The organism is Paenibacillus sp. R14(2021), from assembly GCF_019431355.1.
Lineage (GTDB): Bacteria > Bacillota > Bacilli > Paenibacillales > Paenibacillaceae > Paenibacillus_Z.
In genome coordinates, this window is sequence record NZ_CP080269.1 from 2,475,310 (window position 1) to 2,492,942 (window position 17,633).

Genomic DNA, 17,633 nt, shown 5'->3' on the forward strand with positions numbered 1-17,633 from the left:
TCAACTCCGCTGAATTGAATTTGACTTAGCTTCTCCACAGGATGACCGCATAGCGAAATAGAGGTCTCCACGCAACCAGCATCTCAGCTGTGCCCGACAGCTCATGACGCAGTTGCTGCCAATCCTCCTTGCGAAATCCTTTCGCCACGGATAGAGGACCGTCGTTTACGATATAGCGGTTTCTTGAGAGCACTCGCGTTGCAAGCCACACCGCAGCCCAAGCCATCCAGTGCCGATGGATGTCATTAATTACGACTCCTATGCGAGACGCTGCAAGCATGCGGTTTACGACGCAGGGGAGTTCGCTCTCTTCAAAATGATGAAGGAATTGTGTTCCCGTAATAACATCCGCGCAGCCGCTTGGCAGTTCGAACAAATCGCGGCGCATGACATTGATTCGCGGTTCGCCTCGATACAGCAGCCTAGCCTCTTCGCAGGCCTCGTCTGTAATGTCAGCAAGCGTGATGCAGAGCTCAATCCCGTTCTCGTCTGCCCAGCGCAGCAGGCTTCGGTTCACATCCCCCGAACCGGATCCGATATCAAGCACCGAGAAGCGCTTAGGCTTGTCCGCCGCTGCCCATAATCGGTGTACGCCATAGAGCGTAGGCGCCGCGGCGGCGAAGATTCGGTTAAGGACGCGAAGCTGCCGCAGCGCTTCGCGCAGCTCAGCGCCTCCCATTGTAAAGTCATCCATCAGCTCGAGCTCGGTCGCTCGCTCCTTAAGCCGCTTAAGCATGCGCTTCATCCCGCAGCCGCTCTGGAAGCGAAGCGCCAGGAAGGTATCCAATCTGGATCATTTCGCACGTAAGCCCCGGCCCAAAGGCGAGGGACAAGCCGCTTACAGGCCCGGAGCCTCGGCGTTCCAGCTCCAGCCTCATCTCATGAAGCACGAACAAAATCGTGGCGGAGGACATGTTGCCATACTTGCTCAATACGCCGCGGCTCGGCTGCACTTGTTCGTCCGTCAGCGCGTACATCTCCGCCAGCGTGTCGATAATACCTTTGCCGCCGGGATGAATGGCCCACAACTCGGGCTGCTGGCCACCACGCAGCAGTTGCTCGATTTGTTCGGGAATGAATCTGCCGATCAGCTTCGGAATGTTCGTCGAGAGATACAGCTCGAAGCCGTAATTTCCGATTTCCCATACCATTTCTTCCGCGGAGTCGGGCATCAGCGCGGAATGATCGCCGCCCAATTGAAAAATGCCGTGACGTCCGGCTCCCGCCGTGCCTACGATGCAAGCCGAAGCCCCGTCACCGAAGAATGAAGCGCCGAACAGCGCCTCCCTCATGCTAGAGGGCTGAATATGCAGCGTGCAAAGCTCAACGCAAACAATCAATACGTTCGCAGCTGGATTGCCGCTAACGATTTGCTTCGCTAAACATACGGCCTTTAAACCTGCGGCGCAGCCCAGGAAGGTCAAGGGCATCCGATTGACCGTCGGAGCAAGCCCCAGCCCTTTAACCAGCTCAGCGTCGAGCCCCGGAAGGAACTGTCCGGTACAGCTGACCGTAATCAGATGCGTGATGTCGGACAAGGCGGCTTCGCCATCCGCAAGCGCCCTTCTTGCCGCTCTCAGTCCTAACGGTATGGACTCTCTCTTATAAGTCGCCATGCGCTCGGCAGTAGTCGGATACGAGCGATTGGATTGCGCCGAGAAATAACGGCAGGCTTCGGCAGGCTGCAGCAGATCCGGTTCACAGGTATAGCGTGTTTCGACACCGCACTGCTTGAAGATCCGCTTGACCCAGCGCGCGGAATCAGGTCGCTCTATTAATGCCTCAGCCAATCGTCGCGAGGTATCCGCTTGATCGAGACGATATTCCGGTACCGCCGTTCCGATTCCCAGAATCGCAATGGATGCATCTGCTTGGTTCATTTCTTCTCTTCCTCCCTTGCCTAACCACATTTCATGATCGGACATGCTGGTCGCATTAAGCATATGTATGCCTGATTGCCGATCAATATGATGAAATTTTCCTGCTCGCCCAACAAAATCGGCCCCCTGCCGGCTTCATGCCTAAATACAGCAAAAAGCCGGAGATGGTTATCCATCTCCGGCTCTATCGGCAGTTCGTAATGACTATTCGAAGTATACCGCTTTTCCTGTGCGGGACGATTCGTAGATCGCTTCAAGAATTTCGGAAACCACGAGCGCTTGCTCCGGTTTAACGAATGTTTCTTTGTCGTTCAATACGGCATCGATCCACCAAGCAGCTTCAAGTACTTCAGGCGTTTCGCTTGCGCCTTCGTAGAAAGCAACGCCGCCGCTGTTCAGCTCAATGTTTTTCACGTACAGACGGCTGTTTTGCTCGCCGTTGATGCGAAGGCCGTCTTTCATGTCCGCGCCGGCTTTCGTACCGCTCAGGGATACTTTAGCCTCGTCCACTTCAAGGGAGTTCAGCGCCCAGCTGGATTCCAAGATAACCGTCGCGCCGTTTTTCATCGTGATCATGGCGAAAGCGGAATCTTCAACCGTGAATTTCGCAGGATCCCACGGGCCCCATGCGTTCGCAGCGTTCTCCGTTTGGGACAGCTTGTGGTACGTACGGCCGAGTACGACTGCCGGCTCGTAGTTGTCCATCGTCCACAGAACAAGGTCAAGCGCGTGCGTGCCGATATCGATCAATGGACCGCCGCCTTGTTTCTCTTCGTCCAGGAATACGCCCCATGTCGGAACGGCGCGGCGACGAATCGCATGCGCTTTCGCGAAGTAAACTTCGCCCAGCTCGCCGGCTTCGACCGCTTGTTTCAGGTAGCGGCTGTCCGCACGGTAACGGTTGTTGTAGCCGATGCTGAGTTTTTTGCCTGTGCGTTTTGCAGCTTCCAGCATTTTGCGCGCGTCAGCGGCTGTTTTCGCCATTGGCTTCTCGCAAAGTACGTGTTTGCCGGCTTCCAGCGCGTCGATGGAGATGACAGCGTGGGAATCGTTCGGCGTACAAACGTGGATCACGTCGATGGACGCGTCTTTCAGAAGTTCTTTATAGTCAGCATATACTTTAGATTCTTCGCTGCCGTATTTCGCTTTCGCTTCTTCGGCTTTCTCAACGATGACATCGCAGAATGCTACGATTTCAGCATTTTTTACTTGCGCCAAGCTTGGAAGATGTTTCCCGTTGGCGATACCGCCGCAGCCGATAATACCTACACGAGCCTTTGCCATTAAATTTCTACCTCCATATGTCGGGAAATGATATAATTTGTAGTATGTGTGCTCAAGAGTTACAGCTTGAGACATAGAGACACATGCTAGTATCAGTATAGTGCAAGATTCGTTCAAAATAATAGGGGCAGAATAGGTCTGCTTTTATGTGATTTTGTTGTTGAAGGGGTGGTACCGTGGAATTCTATAATGAGAAGGTCGTCTATGAAAACCCTCTTTTGTCAATTAAAGTGTTTCAATCCCAGCGCCATGACGAGTTGTTCATTAATTGGCACTATCACAGGGAGATTGAACTGCTGCTCGTGCTAAGCGGCGAGCTTGACGTAAATATAGAGGAAGAAGCCGTACGGCTTCAAAAAGGCGACATCGCGCTCATCGGCGCAAGACAGCTCCATCGCGATCGCAGCGTGCGCAGTCCGGTCGATTACATCGTCCTGCAGTTCGACATCGAGCAGTTCATCGATCAAAGCTCCATGCCCTATATGCGATTTTTCTCCGAAACCAAGAACCCGCTCAGCCGGGCTAACTATATTTTTCAGGAAAATGCGGCCGCCCGTTCTGATGCCGAGGACTGCATCCGCACGATTCTCCAAGAAGTGACCGCGAAGCAGAACGGCTACGAGCTGGCCGTCAGCATGCTCATCAAGAAGCTGCTGCTGCTGCTCATCCGCAACGATACAAGGCGCGTTCTTGCGGACCATGAGGATTTCGACCGCGCCCGCCTAAGAGGCGTGCTTGACTACGTCGAAGAGCATTTAACGGACCGAATCCAAGTCGACGAGGTATCGAAGCTGGCCAATATGAGCTATTACTATTTCGTTAAGTTCTTTAAGAAAGCCATCGGACTGTCGTTCACGGAATACGTCAATTACCGCAAGATCAAATGGGCGGAACGGATCCTGCTGACCAAGGACCTCAGCATCTCAGAGGTCGGCGACCGAATCGGCATGCCGAATATGGCGCATTTCTATAAGATGTTCAAGAAATACAACAACTGCTCGCCAAAACAGTTTCAACGCAAAATGCTGGACTGGAACCGGGCGTAAGCGCACGAACAATCGCGCTCGCCCAAACACCGGTCATATCACATGTTAAGCCAGGCTGCCGAATGTCTGTTTCATGAAAGCAAGACTTGCAGCCAGCTCCTTCTCCGGCTTGCCCGGCTCGCCCAGCCCGCATTCTGCGGAAATCATACCGCTGTATCCCGCTTCCTTCAGCTTCGCGGCAAATTCCGCATACGGATACTCCCCAGTGCCAGGCGACATGCGGCCCGTATCCGCCAGATGGATATGCGCCAGCCACTCCTTATGTACCGTCAGCGCATCAAGCGCTTCGCTTTCCTCATCCATGTGGTAGAAATCGGCAAGCACGCGAATGATCGGATCATTCAGCTGCTTCGCTAGATGAACCGCTTCGCCGACGCTGTTAATATAGTTGCATTCCTTCAGGTTCAGCGGCTCGATAGCAAGCGTCAAGCCGGTCCCCTTGAACGCCTCGGCAATATCGTTCAACGTATGAAGCATCTGATCCTCGCCTCTGCCCCGTTCCCAGCCATCCGGCAATGTACGTGATCGGCCGCTGCCGAGTACGACCGTCCGGGTACCAATCCTGTGCAATGCTTCTGCCGCCGAATGGACGTATCTCCGCAGCCGTTCCCCATCGCGCTCAGGGCCAACAAGCTTCAAATCGCCGGGGAAGAAGATACTGAACGCGCTTACAGGAAGCGGACTGTCTACGTACGCCGGAAGCACTTCTCGATGAGCAGCCGTATTCTCCAGTTGAAGCGATACGACCGCGCACTCGATATAGTCAAACCCCAAATCCTTCAGCAGCGCTGCATCTTCAATCCCTCTGCACCATCCATATGAAATCATCTCCAGACACCTCCATTTGTATGTAAATGAATGGTACCATTTTTTGATGCTTCGTCAAGACAAAGCTTCTGAAGGCGGTATAGGTGCGTAATTCCCCCGATATGGACAAAAAAAACGGACCTTCCTATTTGGAAGATCCGAGTTTCTTCGGCATGACAAGCTTGTAGCCGACGCCGCGAATCGATTCGATTTCGACGGATTGCTGGCCAAGCTCGAGCTTCTTGCGAAGCGAGCTGACGTGAACGTCCACCGTACGCTGGCCTCCGATATAATCGAAGCCCCATACGACGTTCATGAGATCATCGCGGGTAATGACCATACCCGGACGCTGAACCAGATAGAGCAGCACTTCGAACTCCTTCGGCCGAAGCGGAACTGTCTCGCCGTTCAGAATGACCTCATACCGCTCCGGGTAAATGGACAGATCGCCGGCCGTGATTACCTTGTCCGTAGACTCCGTCAGTTTGGCGTCGTCATGATTCGTCCGGCGCAGCACGGCAGATACGCGGGCCAGCAGCTCGGCAACGCCGAACGGTTTCGTCATGTAATCGTCCGCGCCGCGCTTCAGACCCTGAACGACTTCCTCTTCGGCATTCCGCGCGGTAAGAACGATAACCGGCGTACGGTTGCCGTTCTGCCGCAGGCGTGACAAAATTTCAAACCCATTCATGCCGGGCAGCATAATATCGAGAATAATGAGATCAAATGAACGCTGCAACGCAACTTGCAAACCCTCCGCACCATGATCGATAACGGTCGTATCGTATCCTTCCTGCGAAAGGTTATACGATAACAGTCTTGCCAAAGTCGGCTCGTCTTCAATGACCAACACTTTTTGTGTCATGTTGACCCCCAGGCTACCATGGCAGATGCCGCACATGGTTTCGCATTTCTAAATCCTATCATAGCATTGACCTGGCAAAGGGTAAACCCCTCGCCAGGCGAACGAATTCTATTGAATGACTGGCAGCTCGATCGTGAACGTCGAACCGCTGCCAACCTTGCTCTCCACAGTGATCGTTCCTTTGTGCAGCTCCACCAAATGCTTGACGATGGAGAGTCCGAGTCCGGTACCGCCTGAGCTCCGAGATCTGGCTTTGTCCACGCGGTAAAAGCGTTCAAAGATGCGCGGCAGGTCCTTCTTAGGTATTCCCATCCCCGTATCGGAAATATGAATGCGGATGTGCTCGTAATTTTCTTGACCGAACTCGTCCAGCGTCGCGTTCGGATCATGCACCGGCTCCACGACGATGCTGACGCAGCCGCCTTCCGCCGTATAGGCGATGCCGTTCGCAAGCAGATTCATAACGATCTGCCGAAGACGATCCTCGTCTGCTTCTACGTATAGTCCCTGTTCGACCTTCGCCGTGACCCGAATTTGCTTGCGCACCGCCTCCGCGCTCATCAGCTCCATCGTCTTGTTGACAAAGGACGAAAGCTCAACAGGCGAATAGAGCAGCGGCACCCGGCGGGATTCAATCTTCGACAGCTCCAGAATATCCCCGATAAGACGGTTCAACCTGTCGCTTTCATCATAGATGATCTGCAGGAACGAGCGGGCCGTTTCCGAATCGTCAACTGCGCCGCCGAGCAGTGTTTCGGCGAAGCCTTTAACCGCTGTGACCGGCGTCTTCAGCTCATGGGATACGTTCGCCACGAATTCGCTCCGCATCCGCTCCAGCCTGCGAATTGCCGTAACATCCTGCAGGACGAGCAGTACGCCTTCGAACTCCTCATCGTTTTCAAAGATCGGCACCAGATTCAGATCAAGGAGACGTTCCGTCGGAAAATAAAACGTCACTTCGTCCCGCAGATGCTCTCGCAGCTCGAGCGCTTCTTGAATAAATTGCGTTAGCTCATACTGCTGCTTCGCGGACGCATAATGTTGGCCGATGATCTCGCGTGCCGGGAAGCCGAGAATCTCCTCCGCCATTCGGTTGAACAGCACAATCGTCCCGTTGGCGTCGATCATGACAACGCCGTTAATCATGTTGTCGAGCACGCTCGCCAGCTGGCTTTCATTCTGATGAATGCGGGTCATCTGCACCTGAAGACTGTCCGCCATCGCATTGATGGCCATCCCCAGCTCGCCGATTTCATCGTTTCGCTTCACGACAACCCTTGCCTTGTAGTCCAAGTTCTTAATCCGCTTGGATACCCGCGTAATCTGTTCCAGCGGCCGCGTCAGTCCTCGTGCGACCCGGTAGCTGATAATCGCGGCAAGAATAAACAGAATGAGCAGCCCTATGATCAGCGTCATCCAGATGCGCTGTACGCTCTCATCCACCTTCTCCAGGCTGAGCGCCAGGCGAATGATATCCGAATTCGGATTTTTGGGATCCACCAGCATCGCCACGTAGAGCAGATTCTCTTTCAGCGTATCGCTGTAACGAGTTGTCTGTCCGATGCCTTCCTTCTTCGCTTGCATGACTTCCTCACGCGTTGAATGGTTGTCCATCGTACCGGGAGCATGGTCGGAATCGCCGAGCACGGTCCCGTCGCCGCGAATGAACGTAATCCGCGTATCCGTAATTTCCTTAAGCTGCTGCGCCTGCTGCGTATAGTACCCGAACAGCTCGCTTGGATCTCCCTGTTTCCATTCCATATGATCAAGGATGATTCTCATTTCCCGCACCATATTGTCCTGCAGGGCTTCCAAATGGTTGTCCCGATAGGTTTTGCCCATAAATAATCCGGCTGCCAGTACCGCAAGTCCGATCATGGTGATCATGATTAGTGTCAGCCGCACGCGAAAGCTATTCATTGTTCGTTTACCCCCTGGGCTGTTTCCTTCACTCCCCATCGTACTTCCACTTAGCCTTCAGCGCCAGCCGCTGGTTTATTAAGCTTTTGTAAAAAATAATGATGCAGCGTTGCAAGCGGCTGTTGAATGAGGATAGACAGGACGACGGGGACCGCGGTCAGCGGACTGAAATACCCCATCGCCAGCACGATGCCAAGCGATATGTTGCGCATCCCGGTTGCATAGGATACCGTCACTTGAAGCTCACGGCTGCGATACCGCATCGTACCGAAATAACCGACCGCGTAGCAGATGCCGACCATCCCGATGGAAAGCGGTACGAGCCGAAGCAAATCTCCGCTCATCGTCGCCATATATGGCGCGATCGCAGCTGCATTCAAGAGCACGACGCCTACGAAGCACAGCTTGGACAGCGGCGCTGCGTAAGGCTTCACGGCCTGCTGGATACGGCCCCTGGTCCATTCATAGAGCGCAACGCCAAGGATCGTCGGCGCTACGATTAAGAGAAGCAAATCGCTCATCATCTGCGCCGAATCCGTCTGTACCGCTTGATGGAACAGCAGATGAATGCCTGCGGGCACGATGAACGGGCTGATCGCGGAGTCGATGACGACCATCGCGAGAATGAGCGGTACGCTGCCCGCAGACATGCCGACCCACAGCACGGTGGAGACGCCGAGCGGTATGATCGTAAACAAGACCAGACCGACGACATAAGGCGAATCCGCGCCGAACAGCATGGTGCCGAGCCCATAGGCGATCAAGGGCGACAGCACATGCGCGAGCAGAAACGTGAGCACCATCACGCCGGGACGGCTGATGACCGCACGCAGCTGGGCGACGCCGCACCCAAGGGCCATCGTCAGCGTCACGTAGGCGAACATATACGGGACGGCAGGCACCAGCCGCTGCAGATGCGAAGAAAAAAAGAATCCCAGGACAAGAGATCCGGGGATAATAAAAAACATCCATTGTTCAAACTTCTGATTGAAGGCAAGCCCAAAGCTGCGCGTAAGACATCCCTCTTTTGTCTATTTCGGATCGGATTTGCTTATTTGAAGACCGGTGCTTTGAACTGCTCCAGCTTCGCAAAGGAATCCTTGTCGACTTCTGCATGCAGACTGTTACCGTGAGCATCCATCGTCACGACAGCCGCGAATCCTTCCGTCTTCAGATGCCACATGGCTTCCGGTATGCCGAATTCCATGAAATCGACGCCGTTGACGTTCTTGAAGCACTGCGCATAATACTGCGCTGCGCCGCCGATGGCGTTCAAGTACACAGCCCCATGCTCCTGAAGCGCCGCCAGCGTCTTCGGTCCCATGCCGCCTTTACCGATGACGGCGCGGATGCCGAACTTCTTAATGATATCGCCTTGATAAGGCTCCTCGCGGATACTCGTCGTCGGTCCAGCCGCTTTCACATGCCAGCCCGCTTCATCCTTCATCATTACCGGACCGCAGTGATAAATGACCGAGCCGTTCAGATCGATCGGCGCGTCGTGCTCCATCAGATGATGGTGGATCGCATCGCGGCCCGTGTGCATTTCGCCGTTAATGATGACGATATCGCCGACTCTCAGGCTGCGCACATCTTCTTCCGACAGCGGCGTGTTCAGGACGACCTCGCGGCGCTCGGCGCGCTCGGTTACCGCTTCCGCAGCTTCGTCGGCCGCGCCGTTCTTCATCGGCGTATCGGAGCCGCTTGGATAGATCCAGGACTGAATCTCGCCGCTCTCCGCGTTCAGCAGCACGCCTTGGCGGCGGTACGCCCAGCAGTTATACGCAACAGAGACGAAGAAGCTTGCCGGCAAGCGGTTCATCACGCCGGCTTTACAGCCGAGCAGCGTCACTTGTCCGCCGAAGCCCATCGTGCCGATGCCGAGCTTGTTGGCGTTCTCCATGACGTAGTCTTCCAATTGAGCCAATTCAGGAATAGCGTTCGTATCGTCGGTATGACGGAACAGCTGCTGCTTCGCAAGCTCGTAACCTGTCGTCCGGTCGCCGCCGATGCCTACGCCGATGAAGCCGGCGCTGCAGCCTTGACCCTGCGCTTGGTAGACAGCATGCATCACGCATTTGCGAATGCCGTCCAGATCGCGCCCCGCTTTTCCGAGACCCGGAATTTCCATCGGGAGGCTGTATTGAATATTCTTGTTCTCGCAGCCGCCGCCTTTCAAGATAAGACGAACGTCGATGGTGTCCTGTTCCCATTGCTCGAAATGGATAACGGGGGTACCCGGACCAAGATTATCGCCGGTGTTGGCGCCAGTAAGGGAATCCACGGAGTTCGTGCGGAGCTTGCCGTCTTTCGTCGCGCGCGCGATCGCGCTGCGGATCTGCTGCTTCATGACGATTTGATTCGCTCCCACGGGCGTGTGAACGATAAAGGTCGGCATCCCTGTATCCTGACAAATTGGCGAAACGTTGGTTTCGGCCATCTCGATATTCGTTGCGATGGTTGATAGTGACAGGCCTGCGCGCGTCGCCCGGTCCTCGGCCTCCTGGGCGGACTGAATAACCTTGCGGACATCACCCGGAAGGTTCGTTGACGTTTCTACGATAAGGTCATAAACGCTTTGTTCAAAGTGCTGCATGAGTCCAATATGGCTCCTCTCTCTGTTCGCGAATCTACTTTACCTATATAATCTATATTATAATGACTACAATCTATCATACCACAAACCTACCTAGTGAACATAACGCATTCGAGGCCGCCCGCCGCCTCCTATTTCCTACAAAGAAGGAGCATTCTGTAAGCATGGAGAGTCATTTTACAGCTTATATGTACCGGCTTCGCTATATCGAGCGATGGAGCTTAATGCGCAATACAACCCGCGAAACAGTCGCGGAACATTCCTATCATGTTGCGCTTCTTGCTCATATGCTCTGCGAGATTGGCAACCGCATCTTCGGGCGGTCGCTGAACGCAGACCGCGCAGCTTCGATGGCGTTGTTCCACGACGCCGCGGAAGTATTCACCGGCGATATTCCGACGCCGGTCAAGCATCACAACCCCAAGATGCTCGCGAACTTCCGCGAGATCGAGGCGCTGGCCGCGGAGCGGCTGCTTGGCATGGTGCCGGAGCCGCTGCAGGATGCGTACGAGCCGCTCATCATCGGCTCATCGCCGGACGCCGAGCAGGCCGAGCTGCTCAAGATGGTGAAGGCAGCCGACCTGCTTGACGCCTATATGAAATGCTTGTCCGAGCTGTCCTCCGGCAACCGCGAATTCACCGTGGCCAAAGGCCAGACGGAAGGGAAACTCACCGCGCTCGACATGCCCGAGGTCGACTGGTTCCTATCCGAAATGGCGCCGAGCTTCAGCAAGACGCTAGATGAGCTGTCGGAATAAAGGAGAAAGGCCGCGGTCCTGCTTCCGAGTCCTGCGACGGACTTCGCGCACAACTGTCCGCAGCCTGCGCTGCTGCATGGCGAGGCGACAGCTGAACGAACAATGGGACCGGGCGCCTATGCAAGGCGCTCCGGTCCCATTGTTCGTCTAGTTCCAGCCAGAACGCTTCGCCAGCTCCGTAATGTGAGCCAGATGATGCTTCCCATGCCATGCATAACTGCCGAGATTATAATCGAGCCGGATGTCCTCGCCTGAAGACGGATGGCGGAAGCCCCGCGCGTACTCCGCCGCGCTCATGCGGCTCAGCAGCTTGACCCACCGCTCGTGAAGCGCGTCCAGCAAGGTCAATGACAGCTCAACCGGCGTATCCAGCGAATCCGGCAGCTCCGCCCAGCGTTCCTCGTAATAGGGCCGAATGGTCGGATGCTCCTCCGTCAGCGCGAGCTTGAAGCGGACGAAGCTGTTCATGTGGCTGTCCGCCACATGATGAACGACCTGCCTAACCGTCCAGCCGCCATCCCGGTAAGGAGTGTCCAGCTGCTCCGGCGACAAGCCCGTCACAGCGCCGCGCAGCCCAGCCGGCAGCGCGGCAACCTCCTCGATCCAGGCCTTCCGCTGGGTTTCGGAAATATCGCCCGTATGGTCAAACGTTCCGATCGGGTACCGAAGTCTCTCCAATTCCGTTGTCATGTCCGTATGCTCCTCTCTGCCATTTCTTCTTGATTAGTATAGCAGAATAAATGAGGAGGCTTAGGGACAATCCGCGGCCAGCATCACGGCCAGGCTGCAGTTTGGTCCGCATTGCCGTAAGCGCAGCTATCACGGATGCAGAAGGTTCTGCTCCGCCAGCCGGTTCGCTGCCTGCCAGGTCTGCAGGCCTTCCTGCTGCGCGATTTCGAACACCTGCAGCAGCGTACCGTAAACCCGCTCCACGCTTCGCTTCATATCCGCTTGAGCAAGCCCCTGCAGCTCGCATGCCGTGATAATGAGTCCGCCCGCATTCAGCACATAGTCCGGCGCGTACAGAATGCCTCGCTTCTCCAGCTCTTCGCCATGCCGTATTTCTTCCAGCAGCTGATTATTCGCCGCGCCCGCGACGATTTTGCACCGAAGCTGCGGAATCGTAACGTCGTTCAAGACACCGCCAAGCGCGCACGGGGCGAAAATATCGCAGCTCTCGCCGTAAATATCATCCGGTGCCGCGGCCTTCGCATGGTAGGCTTTCACCGCTCTCTCCACTCTACTGCTATCGATATCCGCAATAACGAGGTTCGCGCCGGCATCGCGGAGCATGCCGCACAGCAGAAATCCGACCTTGCCAAGCCCCTGCACGGCTACCGTCCGACCATTCAAATCCCCGCTGCCCAGCAGAAAATAAGCCGAAGCCTTCATGCCCAGAAACACGCCGTATGCCGTCATCTCGGCCGTAAAATCGCCCGCCGCCATGATCGTGCCCGTCGTATCTGTCACATGGGCGGTTTCGAGGCGAATCCAATCCATATCCCGTACCGTCGTGCCGAGATCGACGCCGGTTACATAACGCCCCTGCAGCCGTTCGATGAAGCGGCCCAAGGTGCGGAATTTCGCTGCGCTTTTGTCCGTCTGCGGGTTGCCCACGATAACGGCCTTGCCTCCGCCATAGGGCAGGCCGAAGACGGCCGCTTTGTACGTCATGCCCCGCGCGAGCCGAACCGCGTCGAGGACAGCGTCATCCTCTGAATCGTACATCCACATGCGGCATCCGCCGAGCGCGGGCCCCCTTGTCGTGCTGTGAATGGCAATAACCGCTTGCAGCCCATCCTGCTCCTCTTGGCAGAATACCACTTGTTCCACGTGCAGACGCTTCATTTCCTTCCAGACGTCCATGCCAAGCACCCCCTTCATACAGAGACTAATTAGTATGAGCAGGGGGTATGAATTATGCGAACAGCCAGACAGCTACTCGCGGATCAGCCAAAATAACACAAATTGCAGCACGGCTGCGCTGATCAGCACGACGGGCAGCCAGATGGAAGAGAGATCCTGTGAGAAAAACAGCAGCACGATAATGGATAGCACGCGGCCCGCGTTCAGGAATACTTCCCGCATCACGACCGATTCCACTTTCAACTGACCCTTCAGCGGCAGCGTTCCGATCAGGCCGTAATAATAGGAAGTGAGCGTATTGACCGCAAGCGGATTGCAGATGGAGAAGGCGATCATAAATACAAGCACCGTCCACGTCGTCACATCGTAGAGCATGAACACGGCGCCGAGCACGATGCCGCTGGAGGAATAAAGCACGAACTTGCGTACCGGCTCCTTCTTCGCCCGCCTGGAGATGATATACCCCGTAATTACCGTCAGCGACGAGAAGAACACGCCCAAATAACCAACGAGATCCTCCCTGCCGACCGTTTGGAAGAGTAAGATATTAGGAAGGAACAGCATGATCCCCTGAAAAAGCCCGAGGATGAAGAACGCCGCCAAACCCTTGACCCACAGCGCGTTCCGGCGCATGACAAGTCCCATGAGTTTCAAGTAGTAGGCCTTATGGTGGGAGACGACGGTAGGAATGCGGAAGCTGATGACGGAAGCTACCACAAACATGACGAAAGCAACCATGAACGTAATGATATATCCGCTCAGCCCGTCGTTGATGCCAATAATGAAGCCTGCCAGCGCGGGACCGACAAGGCCGGCGGAGTTGAACACCACCATATTAATCGCCAGAAACCGAACGCGGTTCAGCTCCGTGGATACGTCATACATGAGGACCAGATAGCCGGTCCAATAGAGTCCCGCCGCCATGCCGTTAAAGACCGCGAACAGGTAATACCATTCCGCGACCTTCTCCTGCGCAATGACGACCAGCAGATAGAACAGCGCAATCGTCACGATTCCGAGCCGATAAGTAACCATCCGGTCCTTCCGTTTGGCGATCCAGCCGCCCAGCGCGAAAGCAACGGGGGTAAAGAAAAACACGATGATATTGTAGACACCGTTAACATGCAGATTCTGCGTAAGCCGCCATAAATACAAATTCAAAAACAAACCCGACATCGAGGCACCGAACTGGAAGCACCCGTGTATAATTAGCGCGGTGACCGCTTCCTTCCCGAGACGCCGCTCCGGTGTTACCGCCCTGCTGGCCCGCAGGTTATTCCATTTCAGCACAATGCCCGTTCTCATCGCTTTAAAGTCCTCCCTAAGGTAAAGCCGCATTCAGCTTGGAGTCATTGTATCACAGGCTCTCCCTTGGAAATTTTCTCCTATTGCGCGTTAAGGGCCAAATAAACCCATATGCTTCCTTAATGATGGATTTGATCGGCAAAACCGCTCTTTCTTGTCTATTCGGTTGCAATAAGAACGGTTGGTTTCGCTTGACGAACGTGGAAGCGCTTTATCCCTAGTTAAAATGTCGTAATCAGCCAGTAATTATGTCTGTAACGCCCCCTGTCGATTATTCCGTTCTCCCTTACAATGAAGGGGAAACGCAACCGATGAAGGAGGCAATTATCGATGTGGCAAGCATCATGGATATGGGGCGAAGGCAAAGCAAGTCCCCGGAATGAATGGCGCTGTTTCCGCAAAACGTTCCATTACGAGGGCGCTGCCCCTCGCAGCGAGACTAAGCTGAGACTGACCGCGGATTCCCGCTACGTCCTAACCGTGAACGGGGTGCAGGTCGGCCGTGGACCGATCCGGTCTTTCCCCTCCGAACTGCCTTACGATGAATATGTAATCGGCCATCTGCTGAACGCAGGGGAAGATAATACGATCGCGGTGCTCGTCATGCACTACGGCCTCGCGACGTTCCAATATTTGCGCGGCCGCGGCGGGCTGCTGCTGCAGGTCGACCAATATGCCGAAGACGGCGTTGAACCGGAGACGCTTGTGCATTCAGACGCGTCATGGACAACCGCGCTGCACGGCGGCTACGATGCGACTTCCCAGCGCATCTCCTGCCAGCTTGCATTCACGGAGCGCTATGACAGCCGCAGCTGGAGCGCCGATTGGACGGTCGCCGGGTTCGATGATTCCGCTTGGGAGCAAGCCGCCGTCATCGGCAAGCCCGGCATGGCGCCTTGGACCTCCATCGTCCCGCGTCCGATTCCGTATTTGACGGAAGAGCCGATCTATCCTACACGCGTGGAGGAAATGAACTATGTGAAGCCCGTCCCTTGGAGCGCAGTGTTCGACGTGCGCACAATCATGGTGCCGGAGAGCGTCAACCACGCCAATCCCGTGACGATCATCGGCCTGCTGGCCGCCGTCGTGACGATGAAGCAGGACGGCGTCCTGACAATCGGCAGCGTCGACAATGGCCGCATGCCGCTGCGCGTCAGTCTCGGGGGCCGCTGGTGTGCCGAAGAAAATTATTATGGCGAAGCCCCGCAGGAGTTCGTGCAGGTTCGGCTCGCAGCCGGCGAGCACTTGATGCTGCTCGACTTGAACCGGGGCATGCACGGACATGCCTATCATCTGGGGCTGGACAGCGATGTTCCGTTCGAGATCCGTTCACCGCTTGACGGTCAAGGACAGCGCGTCAGCGAAGACGTGCCTTTTGCCGCTATAGGACCGTTCGGCTGGGCGGAGCATATCGACCATCAGCCGGATCAGATCATCGACCGGAATCCGGCCGAGTACCAGAAGGTGAAAGGCTCTGTCTCCGAACAGCAGCTGATGGCAGAATTCGGAGCGCTCGTTCGTCCGATCGATCGGCAGCTGTACCATACGGACGATGTCTACACGCAAACCGCTTGGCGCGTTGTCGATCAGCCGCAGCGAGTGCCTTCGTCCCTGCAGCGCGCTGTACTGGCAAGCGCCGATGCGGGCGTCATTCCGGTGCATTCGGAGCTGGATACGGAAATCATCATCGATCTGGGCCGTGAATTAACCGGTTATATCTCCTTCGATCTCGATGCCGGCGAGGGGACGATCATTGATGCGTACGGCTTCGAATACATGCGCGACGGCTGGCGCCAGTATACGTACGAGCTGGATAACACGCTGCGCTATACGGCGCGCGAGGGCAGACAGTCGTATACGTCCGTCGTCCGCCGCGGGCTCCGCTATTTGGCCGTTACCGTCCGCAGCGCTTCCAGACCGGTGAAGCTCTACGATATCAAGCTGCTGCAGAGCAATTTTCCTGTCGCGAATGCAGGCACCTTCCATTCGAGCAATGCGATGCTGAACGAAATTTGGCGGATCAGCCGGGATACGACGCGGATGTGCATGGAGGATACGTTCGTCGACTGTCCGGCGTTCGAGCAGACCTTCTGGGTCGGAGATGCGCGGAACGCGTCGCTCATCAACTATTACGCGTTCGGCTCATCTGAAATCGTCGAGCGCATCCTTCGGCTCGTGCCGAAGTCGGCCTTCCAGACGCCGCTGTACGGCGATCAAGTACCGAGCGGCTGGAGCAGCGCCATTCCGAACTGGACCTTCTTCTGGGTGACGGCCTGCCTGGAGCATTATCACTATACCGGCAACGAAGCCTTCGCGCGCGAGCTGTGGCCGCATGTCCGCTTTACGCTGGAGCATTACCTGCAGAAAATCGATGAACGAGGGCTGTTCAAGATCAAGGGCTGGAATCTGCTCGACTGGGCGAATTTCGAGCAGCCGGGCGACGGCGTCGTATCGCCGCAGAACATGTTCCTCGTGAAGGCGCTTCGCGACGCGGCGCTGCTTGCGGCTGCAGCGGGGTATAAGGAGCAGCAGGCTCGGTTCGAAGCGACAGCAGATCGGCTGCGCGAAGCGATCAATCTTCATCTCTGGGATGAAGGCCGTCAGGCTTATCGCGACTGCATCCACATTGACGGACGCCCTTCCGAGACGACCAGCATGCAGACACAGGTGGTCGCCAGCCTGTGCGGCATTGCGGAAGGCAAGCGGGCCGAGGTGCTCGAAGGCTATATCGTGGAGCCGCCGGCTTCGTTCGTCCAGATCGGAAGCCCATTCATGTCGTTCTTCTACCATGAGGCGCTTGCGAAGCTGAACCGCCAGCGCGTCATGACGCAGGACATTCTGACCCAGTACGGCGCGATGGTGGACAACGGCGCGACGACCGTCTGGGAGGTGTACCCGACGAGCGGGATTACGCACAATCCGAACATGCTGACCCGCAGTCACTGCCATGCCTGGTCCGCCGGACCGGTCTACTTCCTCGGCTCGGAGGTGCTTGGCGTCCGCGGCTTGACGCCGGGCTGGACGAAGGTGCGCATCGCACCGCAGCCATCAGGCCTCGCTTGGGCGCGCGGATCCGTTCCGCTGCCAGGCAGCGGCCGCATCGACGTCTCGTGGCGGCTGGACGAAGCCGCGAAGCGCATGAAGCTACGCGTCGTGTCGCCGGTTGAGGTCGAGCTGGACATTGCGGCGCCGGCTGGGTATGAGCTGGAGCTTGAACAGATTGTAGTCGGGTAGTGAAAAAGAGCAAGAAGCGCGAGCGACGCGCCTCTTGCTCTTTTTGTATGAACAACCTTATTCAGACGAGCC

Annotated in this window: 14 protein-coding genes; 3 read left to right on the forward strand and 11 right to left on the reverse strand. The window is 56.0% G+C overall.

Features of this window, described 5'->3' with window-relative positions:
* Positions 1-25: 25 nt before the first annotated feature.
* The 3 genes from KXU80_RS11715 to KXU80_RS11725 form a co-directional block, all read right to left on the reverse strand.
* Positions 26-736: a methyltransferase domain-containing protein gene (locus KXU80_RS11715; RefSeq protein ID WP_219838343.1), complete on the reverse strand. Its 711-nt coding sequence runs from the start codon at positions 734-736 to the stop codon at positions 26-28.
* Positions 729-1,880, reverse strand: coding sequence for a type III polyketide synthase (locus tag KXU80_RS11720; protein ID WP_219838344.1), 1,152 nt, complete (start codon positions 1,878-1,880; stop codon positions 729-731). Before KXU80_RS11720 ends, KXU80_RS11715 begins: the two co-directional genes overlap by 8 nt.
* A 204-nt stretch (positions 1,881-2,084) precedes the next feature.
* Positions 2,085-3,164, reverse strand: coding sequence for a Gfo/Idh/MocA family protein (locus KXU80_RS11725; RefSeq protein ID WP_219838345.1), 1,080 nt, complete (start codon positions 3,162-3,164; stop codon positions 2,085-2,087).
* A gap of 176 nt (positions 3,165-3,340) precedes the next feature.
* Between KXU80_RS11725 and KXU80_RS11730 the strand changes: the two genes are divergently transcribed.
* Entirely contained in the window at positions 3,341-4,210 is an 870-nt protein-coding gene (locus KXU80_RS11730) for a helix-turn-helix domain-containing protein (RefSeq protein WP_219838346.1), read from the forward strand.
* Between the two features lie 45 nt (positions 4,211-4,255).
* On the opposite strand, the gene KXU80_RS11735 is transcribed toward KXU80_RS11730, so the two are convergent.
* The 5 genes from KXU80_RS11735 to KXU80_RS11755 all read right to left on the reverse strand — a co-directional run bounded on the left by KXU80_RS11735 (position 4,256) and on the right by KXU80_RS11755 (position 10,398).
* On the reverse strand, positions 4,256-5,038 hold the full coding sequence (locus KXU80_RS11735; RefSeq protein ID WP_219838347.1) for a sugar phosphate isomerase/epimerase family protein: 783 nt from the start codon (positions 5,036-5,038) through the stop codon (positions 4,256-4,258).
* A gap of 124 nt (positions 5,039-5,162) precedes the next feature.
* A complete protein-coding gene (locus KXU80_RS11740; RefSeq protein ID WP_219838348.1) occupies positions 5,163-5,882 on the reverse strand; it encodes a response regulator transcription factor in 720 nt (239 codons plus the stop codon).
* A 108-nt stretch (positions 5,883-5,990) separates the two neighbouring features.
* Complete coding sequence (pnpS, locus tag KXU80_RS11745) at positions 5,991-7,802, reverse strand: two-component system histidine kinase PnpS (RefSeq protein ID WP_219838349.1); 1,812 nt, start codon at positions 7,800-7,802, stop codon at positions 5,991-5,993.
* Positions 7,803-7,852: 50 nt separating this feature from the next.
* Entirely contained in the window at positions 7,853-8,770 is a 918-nt protein-coding gene (locus tag KXU80_RS11750; protein ID WP_219838350.1) for a bile acid:sodium symporter family protein, read from the reverse strand.
* Between the two features lie 83 nt (positions 8,771-8,853).
* The gene (locus tag KXU80_RS11755; RefSeq protein WP_219838351.1) at positions 8,854-10,398 is read right to left on the reverse strand and encodes a fumarate hydratase; all 1,545 of its coding nucleotides are present in this window, start codon (positions 10,396-10,398) and stop codon (positions 8,854-8,856) included.
* A 164-nt stretch (positions 10,399-10,562) separates the two neighbouring features.
* Here KXU80_RS11755 and yfbR point away from each other — a divergent pair, with 164 nt between their 5' ends.
* Positions 10,563-11,156, forward strand: a complete 594-nt coding sequence (yfbR, locus tag KXU80_RS11760) for a 5'-deoxynucleotidase (protein ID WP_219838352.1) — start codon at positions 10,563-10,565, stop codon at positions 11,154-11,156.
* Positions 11,157-11,303: 147 nt separating this feature from the next.
* On the opposite strand, the gene KXU80_RS11765 is transcribed toward yfbR, so the two are convergent.
* The 3 genes from KXU80_RS11765 to KXU80_RS11775 all read right to left on the reverse strand — a co-directional run bounded on the left by KXU80_RS11765 (position 11,304) and on the right by KXU80_RS11775 (position 14,327).
* Positions 11,304-11,846 (reverse strand): YfiT family bacillithiol transferase, encoded by a 543-nt coding sequence (locus tag KXU80_RS11765; RefSeq protein ID WP_219838353.1) that lies wholly within the window; start codon positions 11,844-11,846, stop codon positions 11,304-11,306.
* 129 nt (positions 11,847-11,975) lie between these two features.
* Positions 11,976-13,022, reverse strand: coding sequence for a Leu/Phe/Val dehydrogenase (locus tag KXU80_RS11770; RefSeq protein WP_219838354.1), 1,047 nt, complete (start codon positions 13,020-13,022; stop codon positions 11,976-11,978).
* A gap of 72 nt (positions 13,023-13,094) precedes the next feature.
* On the reverse strand, positions 13,095-14,327 hold the full coding sequence (locus KXU80_RS11775; RefSeq protein ID WP_219838355.1) for an MFS transporter: 1,233 nt from the start codon (positions 14,325-14,327) through the stop codon (positions 13,095-13,097).
* A 330-nt stretch (positions 14,328-14,657) separates the two neighbouring features.
* Here KXU80_RS11775 and KXU80_RS11780 point away from each other — a divergent pair, with 330 nt between their 5' ends.
* Positions 14,658-17,561, forward strand: a complete 2,904-nt coding sequence (locus tag KXU80_RS11780; protein WP_219838356.1) for a family 78 glycoside hydrolase catalytic domain — start codon at positions 14,658-14,660, stop codon at positions 17,559-17,561.
* Positions 17,562-17,633 lie beyond the last annotated feature (72 nt).

Excerpts from the sequence above, each read along its gene's own strand:
- KXU80_RS11715 (WP_219838343.1), bottom strand. The coding sequence starts at position 736 with ATGCTTAAGCGGCTTAAGGAGCGAGCGACCGAGCTCGAGCTGATGGAT.
- KXU80_RS11720 (WP_219838344.1), bottom strand. The coding sequence starts at position 1,880 with ATGAACCAAGCAGATGCATCCATTGCGATTCTGGGAATCGGAACGGCG.
- KXU80_RS11725 (WP_219838345.1), bottom strand. The coding sequence starts at position 3,164 with ATGGCAAAGGCTCGTGTAGGTATTATCGGCTGCGGCGGTATCGCCAAC.
- KXU80_RS11735 (WP_219838347.1), bottom strand. The coding sequence starts at position 5,038 with ATGATTTCATATGGATGGTGCAGAGGGATTGAAGATGCAGCGCTGCTG.
- KXU80_RS11740 (WP_219838348.1), bottom strand. The coding sequence starts at position 5,882 with ATGACACAAAAAGTGTTGGTCATTGAAGACGAGCCGACTTTGGCAAGA.
- pnpS (WP_219838349.1), bottom strand. The coding sequence starts at position 7,802 with ATGAATAGCTTTCGCGTGCGGCTGACACTAATCATGATCACCATGATC.
- KXU80_RS11750 (WP_219838350.1), bottom strand. The coding sequence starts at position 8,770 with ATGTTTTTTATTATCCCCGGATCTCTTGTCCTGGGATTCTTTTTTTCT.
- KXU80_RS11755 (WP_219838351.1), bottom strand. The coding sequence starts at position 10,398 with ATGCAGCACTTTGAACAAAGCGTTTATGACCTTATCGTAGAAACGTCA.
- yfbR (WP_219838352.1), top strand. The coding sequence starts at position 10,563 with ATGGAGAGTCATTTTACAGCTTATATGTACCGGCTTCGCTATATCGAG.
- KXU80_RS11765 (WP_219838353.1), bottom strand. The coding sequence starts at position 11,846 with ATGACAACGGAATTGGAGAGACTTCGGTACCCGATCGGAACGTTTGAC.
- KXU80_RS11770 (WP_219838354.1), bottom strand. The coding sequence starts at position 13,022 with ATGGACGTCTGGAAGGAAATGAAGCGTCTGCACGTGGAACAAGTGGTA.
- KXU80_RS11775 (WP_219838355.1), bottom strand. The coding sequence starts at position 14,327 with ATGAGAACGGGCATTGTGCTGAAATGGAATAACCTGCGGGCCAGCAGG.
- KXU80_RS11780 (WP_219838356.1), top strand. The coding sequence starts at position 14,658 with ATGTGGCAAGCATCATGGATATGGGGCGAAGGCAAAGCAAGTCCCCGG.